Below are 7,056 nucleotides of genomic sequence, written 5' to 3'. Positions count from 1 at the left end.
GGAGGGCGGAGTCGCGGGCCGGGCCTCGGCCGCCTCGGCCGGGGGCGGGACCGCCGCGGCAGGGTACTGGGGGGCCTCCGAGCCCGCCCCGGCGGCGCCCGCGGCAGCCTCGCCGGCCGTACCCGGATGCGCCGGGCGGGGCTCGGGCGCGGACGGGACGGCAGTGCCCTCGTTCTCGTTGCTCACAGCTCTCTCCTCAGGTGCACGACAGGGTTGGGTAGGGCGCCCACGACGCGCATGAGCATCTCCGCAAGCTTTTCCCACGGCACGTCAGACCGCCGTAAGAAGCGACGACCTTCGGGGCCGACACCCTTTATACCGGGCAAGATGAATAAACAGGGCATATGTGATAACGCCGACGGTATCCACACCCGTCGACGGCGGTGGCACGATGGCGAGGTGACCTATGCGCGCCCGGGCCGGGACAGCGACCGCGGCGGCCCGCAGAACATCTCCGTCGTCGCCCACCGCGGGGCCTCCGAGGAGGCGCCCGAACACACCCTGCTGGCCTACCAGCGCGCGATCGAGCAGGGCGCGGACGCGCTGGAGTGCGACGTGCGGCTGACCGCCGACGGGCATCTGGTGTGTGTCCACGACCGCCGGGTCAACCGCACCTCCAACGGCCGCGGCGCCGTCTCCACGCTCGAACTCTCCGATCTCGCGGCCCTCGACTTCGGATCATGGAAGGGTCAGGCGACCGACCGGGAGGCCCCCGACCGGGAGGTCGTCGGCCGGGAGGCACTGCCCGGCCTCGCGCCCGCGGACACCCCCCTGGAACACACCTCGGTGCTCACCCTGGAGCGGCTGCTGGGGCTGGTCGTCGACGCCGGGCGCCGGGTGGAGCTGGCGATCGAGACCAAGCACCCCACCCGCTGGGCGGGCCGCGTCGAGGACCGACTGCTGGAGCTGCTGCACCGCTTCGGCCTCGACAACCCACCCGCCGAGGAGCCTTCGCGGGTGCGGGTGATGAGCTTCTCCGCCCGTTCACTGCACCGGGTACGCACCGCGGCGCCCGGCATTCCGACCGTCTATCTGATGCAGTTCGCCCTGCCCCGGCACCGGGACGGCCAGCTGCCACCGGGCGTCGGCATCGCCGGGCCCAGCATCCGGATCGTCCGCAACCACCCCGCGTACGTCCTGCGTTGGCAGCGCGCGGGGCACGCAGTGCACGTCTGGACCGTGGACTCCCCCGAGGACGTGGCACTCTGCGCCCGACTCGGCGTGGACGCAATCATCACCAATCGCCCCAAACAGGTCTTGTCCCAACTAGGTCACTCATAGCCCCACCACGGCGCATTACGAGGAGTGCACCGGCGCGTTCGTTACGTATTCGATCGGGAGAAGTGCGTCACCCGATGCCACTTGGCCGGTTTCCATTGCACTCTCACCGGGCATTCATCCCGTGGCGTGGGGCGAAGGAGGTCTCGGGGGTGGCGTTGGTGGTGGCACAGGAAGTGCCGACGTCGTCGAGCATGGCCGTACCCCATGGCCCTGCCGGCGTGGGTCAGGCAAGGCGCCGGATGCGCGGAGATTTGCGGCGGACTGGGATACCCGAAACGGTCATCGATGACGCCGTTCTGATCCTTTCCGAACTGCTCAGCAATGCGTGCCGATACGGCCGCCCGCTGAGCACCGATGAGTACGACAAGGGGGCCGTCCGAGCCGCGTGGCGGGTTGACGACCGAGCCCGTCTCACTGTCGAGGTAACCGACGGTGGCGGACCGACAAGGCCAATTCCAGCCACTCCATCGGTCACCGCTCGCGGTGGGCGCGGGCTCAGCATCATCAACGCGCTCGCCCAGGACTGGGGCGTCCGGGATGGAGTCGGCGAAGTCACGGTGTGGGCGACACTGCCCGCCCTGTCCCCGCACGAGGCTTTCGCTACGCGCGTCGCGCCGGCCTCCGACCGGTCCGCCGCCCACCCCGGCACGGCGGTCGCGGGCTCAGGCTCGGTGCCGGTCCAGCGCACCAGCGACCGCTAGCCGGGAGGTGGTGGGTCGGCGGGTGCGTACCGCGCCGGTACGGGTCGGGTGGGCGGAAACCCGGCAGGCGCCACGCCGGTGCGAGCCGGGGTCGGCGGGCCGGCGGGCCGGCGGGCACATGCGTCGATACGGGTCGGGGCGCGGCGGATCCGGTGGGGCTGGATCGCCCCGCCACCCGGCGCACCCGTGGCCCGGGTGCCCCGGCACCGCGGCGTGCGGTGGACCCGGATGGTGCGACACCCCGGCATGACCGATGAGCTTCGGCCAAAGGGCTAGGCTCGCGCCCGTACCCGCCGTACGGGCCCCACGGAGCGCGTACGGCCCGTGCGGGCCCCTGGGCCGCGCACAGCCGCCAGTTGCCGTTCCGATCGGGAGACAGCCACACCATGGCCAAGAAGCGCCGCCCCCAGACCAAGGCCGCAGGACCCCGGGTCAGCGCCCAGACCGACGCGACCGACTTTCCGGTCGTGGGCGCTCGCGAACCCTGCCCGTGCGGTTCCGGCCGCCGCTACAAGGCCTGCCACGGCCGACATGCCGCGCAGGCGGTCACCGAGCTGGTGCGGCGGCCGTTCGAGGGGCTGCCCGGCGAGTGCGACTGGGTGGCGCTGCGCGAGCTGGTACCCGCCGCGACCGTCGAACTCCGGCTCCGGGACGGCCTGCCGGAGGGCGTGCCGTCCGTCACGCTGGCCACGGTGCTGCCGATGGCCTGGCCGGCGCTGCGCCGGGACACCGGCGCCGTGCTCCTCGGCCTGCAGAACGACACCTCCTCCGGGGACATCAGCCGCGACCTCGCAGACACGCTGCTGCGCGCGCTGACCGCGGAGCCCGGCACCCCGGTGGCCGCCACCCGGGCCGGCGCCGAGGGCCCGCGCCTCCAGGACCTGCTGGACCCGTCCGCCCCGTTCACCCCGGTGGTCCACGAGGGCTTCGAGTTCTGGCTGGAGAACGCGGACGCGGCCACGGGGGAGGTCGCCGCCTCCCTGGAGCGCGCCAACGCCGCCGCCCTGCCCACCGCCCGCCTCACCGGGGTCGAGGCCGCCTACTGGTGCCGTACCCCGGAGAAGAACCATCTGCGCTGGGTGATGGACCACCCGGAGGAGCAGTTGCTGGACGCGCTGGCCCGGCTGCACGCCGCCGGCACCGCCTCGCTCGGCGAGGGCACCCGCCTGGTGGGCTCCTTCCGGGCGCACGGCCTGATGGTCCCGGTCTGGGATCTGCCGACCGACATGGTCGCCGAGGACGTCGAGAAGCCCGCGGCCGTCTTCGGCGAGCGACTGGCCGAGGCGCTCGCCACCGAGACCCCGCTCAACTCCGAGGAGCGGCGGGCGCGTGGCGGACTCACCAATCGCCAGGTGACATTGAGCTGAGCCGTGCTGGAGCTGAGCTGAGCTGAGCTGACAAACACATCAGTGGTGACCCGGCGCAACAACAACCACGGCGAGAGAGTGACCCTGCTCACAATTTCCGCCAATCTCCTGGAATTGGGCGTCCGGAAATCCGCGATCGAATTTGCGAACAGCCAATTTCTTGTTACGGTTCTAGAAGCCCGGTCGCTGGTGCATCCCCCGTCGCCAGCGACCGGGCGCTTCCATGTCCGCGCACCGGATCCCTGATGCGCGAGGCCAACCCTGGCACGGGACCCCCGAGTTGCCGTGTTGCTGCAGGTGGCCGCGGAAGGGCTGGAGGATCCTCAGCGGGCGCGCCCGGACTGGTTCCGCGACTCCCCCGGCACTCCACCGCTCCGCGCCAATTCCGCGCCACAGGACCGATGGATCCACTTCCCTGATCTCGGCCGAGTTCGGTCCCCGGTGCCCTCTGTCGCGGCTTCACCGCGTTCGGCGCCGGGCTACCCGCATTTCGGATCTCCCGGATGACGGCCGTCGCGGTTGGCGTTGCCGGTTGCCGTTGCCGTTGTCCTTGCGGTTGTCGTTGCCCTTGCGGGTGTTGTTCCCGTCCGGCGGTGCTCCTGCGGGAGGGCATTCCTCGCAGGCTCGTCAGCCGCCCTGCGGCGTCCCGCCGGGAGCACGGGCCCCGGGCGCCCCTCGCCGCCTTGCGGTAGCCCCTGCGGGGAGCCCTCGCCGCCGGGCGGTGGCCCTGCGGGAGTGCGTTTCCCGGCACCCGCCGCCGGGCGGTTTCCCGGCGGGAGCACGTCTTGCAGCACCGACTGCGGGGCCGTACCGGACGCGCGTGGGGCGGTGTGCGGCGGGCTCGGAGCACCGGCATTCGGCCAATCGGGAGGCGCCTCACCCCACCGAGGACGGCCGGGTGACGCCCTACCGCTCTGCCGCGGCCGAGCGTTGCCTGTCGGTGGTCCCTCCCGTCCGGGGATCCATGCCGGTCGAGATCCGCGCCTCCGTTCCGGCCGGGCCGTAACAAGCCCACCGAACCGCCACCCCGTCCGCCGCCGGGCCGGATCGCTGCCTCGTGCGCCGCCACGCCGGATCACCGCGCCGCGCACCACCCCACCGACCCGCTGCCCCGTGCGCCGCCACGCCAGATCACCGCGCCGTGCGGCACCGCACCCGACCGCCGCGCCGCCCGGGACCGCACCGGACCGCCGCGCCGTGCGGCACCGCACCGGACCACCGGCCCGTCCGCCACCACGCCGGATCACCGCGCCGTGCGCCGCCACCCCGTCCGCCACCCTGTCCGCCGCCGGGCCGGATCGCCGTGCCGTCTGTGACCGCAAGCGTGCCTCCGCACACGCCTCGGTCCGTACGGCCCGGCGGCCGTCCGGGTTGGGGCCGGTCCCGCACACCTGGCACCCGGTCCCGCCGCGGATCCGATCCCACCGCCCGCACGCTCAAGGGCTCGCGCTCGGGCCGTCCTCAGGGAGCTGGCGGGCTGGAGGCAGGGCCGTGGCCGGGCCGGGCCCGGTCAGTAGGCGAGTCGACTCCCGCCGCCCGGCGCGCCGGCGCTGGCCTCGACCAGGGCGTCCACCACGGTGGAGACCTGGGGCAGCCAAGGGGTGGCCACGCGCCGCTGGGGGGCTCGCTCCCAGCGGACCCGGCCGGGGCCGGTCTGGGAGGGCGGCAGCGCCACATAGCCGCCCTCGCCATGGAAGCGCAGGGAACTGGGCACCCAGTCCTGGCTGTGCAGCAGTTCGCCGAGTTCTTCCAGCCCGTACGGGGCGACCAGCAGGGTCCAGCGGGTGGGGGTGGCGACCACCGGGCCGACCCGCACCCCCGCCTGGTCGATGGCGGTCAGGGCTCGCGCCGCCGCGACGGCGGGCAGGCTCACCCCGCAGGGCGCACGCCCCCCGGTGGCCAGGATGATCGGCGCGCTGGGCCGGTTGGTCCACCACCAGCGCACCATACGGGCGTCGGTGGTCGCGGCGAGCAGACCGGGGTCGAAGGGGTGGGCACCCGGCACCACGCACTCCGGGTCGGGGCAGCCGCAGGTTCCGGGGCGTCCGGCGCCGGGGTTCAGCCCCACGCCCGGGAGTACCGGCCAACGCCACTCGGTGGCGCAGGTGAGCGCGGCACGGAGCAGCGCCGAACCTCCGCCCTGCCGCAGAAGTGGGAACTTGCGTCGCCTTCCGGGGATCTCGCGCATAAGCGCTCGTCCTTTCCGTGAACGCCGAGGGCCGTATCCAGCCGAATCCATCGCATCTACATGGCATTACTTGGGACTACGTGGCACTACGTGGCACTGGTTGGCGCTGTTCGGAGTCGGTTTCAGTCCCGGACCGTCACGCCATGTGGATCACAAGTCACTGCGCGTACAAGGCAGCGCATCACGCCGCGGGCCGAGCGTGGAACGTGGCGGGAGGTGGCGTGCGCATGGCGCTTGCCGCCCGTCCTGTGCTCTACCTCGCCACTCGGGGATGGGCGCGGCCGTCGCCAACTGAGACGCTCGGCTCGGTCGCGGGGTTCCGGGGCGAAACCGCCGCCCCGCCCTCCTCCGAATACGTACCCACTGGGGTGGATATGACGCGCTGTCGAAGAACGCCAGTCGACCCCAGAGGGAAGAGAGGCTGACCATTTTTCAGCCAATTTCAAATCGCCACAGACACTGACAACCCCACCGGGACAATGCTGGACATCGCCTCCCCGGGGCGTGTACATCTGGAAACCCACCAGCGGGCCCACCACGACAGGGGGTTTGCGATGCCATGGGGTAGTACGCGCCGTCCCGCCGACCCTGCGACACCGCTCACCAAATCGCCGCAATCCCCACCACAGCGCAGCGGGAAGCCGCGCGAACGCCACCCGGACCAGCCCCGGCCACACCGGGCGGCACCCCGGGACACGGGCAGACGGCCATGACCACGCACCGTCTGCCGAAAGTGGCTGAAATCGATCCCACGGTCCCCTCTCCTGCACACACTGCGGACCCGGTTGGGCATGCCCCGGTGCCATCGCCTCCTCACAACGCCGTACTCGACCGGCTGGCGAGCTGGGTCTCCGACCTCACCACCCTCCATGAGCTGACCGAGCGCCTGGCCCGCACCAGCACGCTCGACGAGGCGCTCCATGAACTGCTGCGCGCCGGAGCCTCCCTGGTGGGCGCGCGCCGTGGACTGGTCGCCCTGGAACCCGCCGACGGTCTCGGTCCGGTCACCACCGTCGGCCTGGGCCTGGGCCGCGCCGACCTCGGCCACATCGAGACCATCCCGCGCGGCACCGCCTCCGCCGGCCATCTGCTCGACGGGCTCCCCGCCCCGCACACCCAGCGTCCCGAGGTCGTCCACCCGGACCTGGCCGCCGAGAACGGCCTCGACCCCCGGCACCGGGAGGTGGCCGCCCGGCTGGGCTACGCCGCCAGCTACGCCATCCCGCTGGACCCGTTGAGCGGCCTGGCCGCCGAGGTCGACCCGGCCACCGTCCCCACCGCGCCGACCACCTCGGGCAGCGGCGCCGGCGGAGGAGTCGGCAGCGGACCGACCGCCGCCGGCGGGGTGCCGCCGGTTCGCGCCCCCGAGGCATCCGGCGGCGCCGGCACGCACCCGGGTTTCGGTCCGCCCGGCTCCGCGCTCCCCGGTGCCGCCGTGCCGGGCCCAGCGCTCCCCACCACCGGCGCGCGACCGGCACCCACACCCTCTGGCACCGGCGCGCGCCCCACCCCCTCGCGC

At 73.1% G+C, this 7,056-nt stretch carries 5 protein-coding genes and 1 pseudogene; 4 read left to right on the top strand and 2 right to left on the bottom strand.

Annotation, left to right across the window (positions count from 1 at the left end):
* Positions 1–186 (bottom strand): annotated as a pseudogene (locus E4099_RS33755) (protease); the annotation flags it as partial.
* Positions 187–399: 213 nt separating this feature from the next.
* Here E4099_RS33755 and E4099_RS26595 point away from each other — a divergent pair.
* From E4099_RS26595 to E4099_RS26585, 3 genes are all read left to right on the top strand, one after another.
* On the top strand, positions 400–1,281 hold the full coding sequence (locus E4099_RS26595; protein WP_245245190.1) for a glycerophosphodiester phosphodiesterase: 882 nt from the start codon (positions 400–402) through the stop codon (positions 1,279–1,281).
* A gap of 74 nt (positions 1,282–1,355) precedes the next feature.
* Positions 1,356–1,982, top strand: coding sequence for an ATP-binding protein (locus E4099_RS26590; protein WP_209446752.1), 627 nt, complete (start codon positions 1,356–1,358; stop codon positions 1,980–1,982).
* Positions 1,983–2,368: 386 nt separating this feature from the next.
* The gene (locus tag E4099_RS26585) at positions 2,369–3,349 is read left to right on the top strand and encodes a DUF5926 family protein (RefSeq protein ID WP_135341665.1); all 981 of its coding nucleotides are present in this window, start codon (positions 2,369–2,371) and stop codon (positions 3,347–3,349) included.
* 1,510 nt (positions 3,350–4,859) lie between these two features.
* On the opposite strand, the gene E4099_RS26580 is transcribed toward E4099_RS26585, so the two are convergent.
* Positions 4,860–5,537 carry a bifunctional DNA primase/polymerase gene (locus tag E4099_RS26580; protein WP_135341664.1) on the bottom strand — a complete coding sequence of 226 codons (678 nt, stop codon included), beginning with the start codon at positions 5,535–5,537 and terminating at the stop codon, positions 4,860–4,862.
* 709 nt (positions 5,538–6,246) lie between these two features.
* Between E4099_RS26580 and E4099_RS34545 the strand changes: the two genes are divergently transcribed.
* Positions 6,247–7,056: GAF domain-containing protein (locus tag E4099_RS34545; RefSeq protein WP_483414780.1), on the top strand; the 810-nt coding region annotated here is incomplete at its 3' end.

Source organism: Streptomyces palmae, assembly GCF_004684805.1.
GTDB lineage: Bacteria > Actinomycetota > Actinomycetes > Streptomycetales > Streptomycetaceae > Streptomyces > Streptomyces palmae.
Note: the sequence above shows the minus strand (reverse complement) of the source record. Positions and strands in the feature narration are given on the sequence as shown.

Bases quoted from the DNA above. Each gene is read 5' to 3' on its own strand.
- E4099_RS26590 (WP_209446752.1), top strand. From the start codon at position 1,356: ATGCCACTTGGCCGGTTTCCATTGCACTCTCACCGGGCATTCATCCCG.
- E4099_RS26585 (WP_135341665.1), top strand. From the start codon at position 2,369: ATGGCCAAGAAGCGCCGCCCCCAGACCAAGGCCGCAGGACCCCGGGTC.
- E4099_RS26580 (WP_135341664.1), bottom strand. From the start codon at position 5,537: ATGCGCGAGATCCCCGGAAGGCGACGCAAGTTCCCACTTCTGCGGCAG.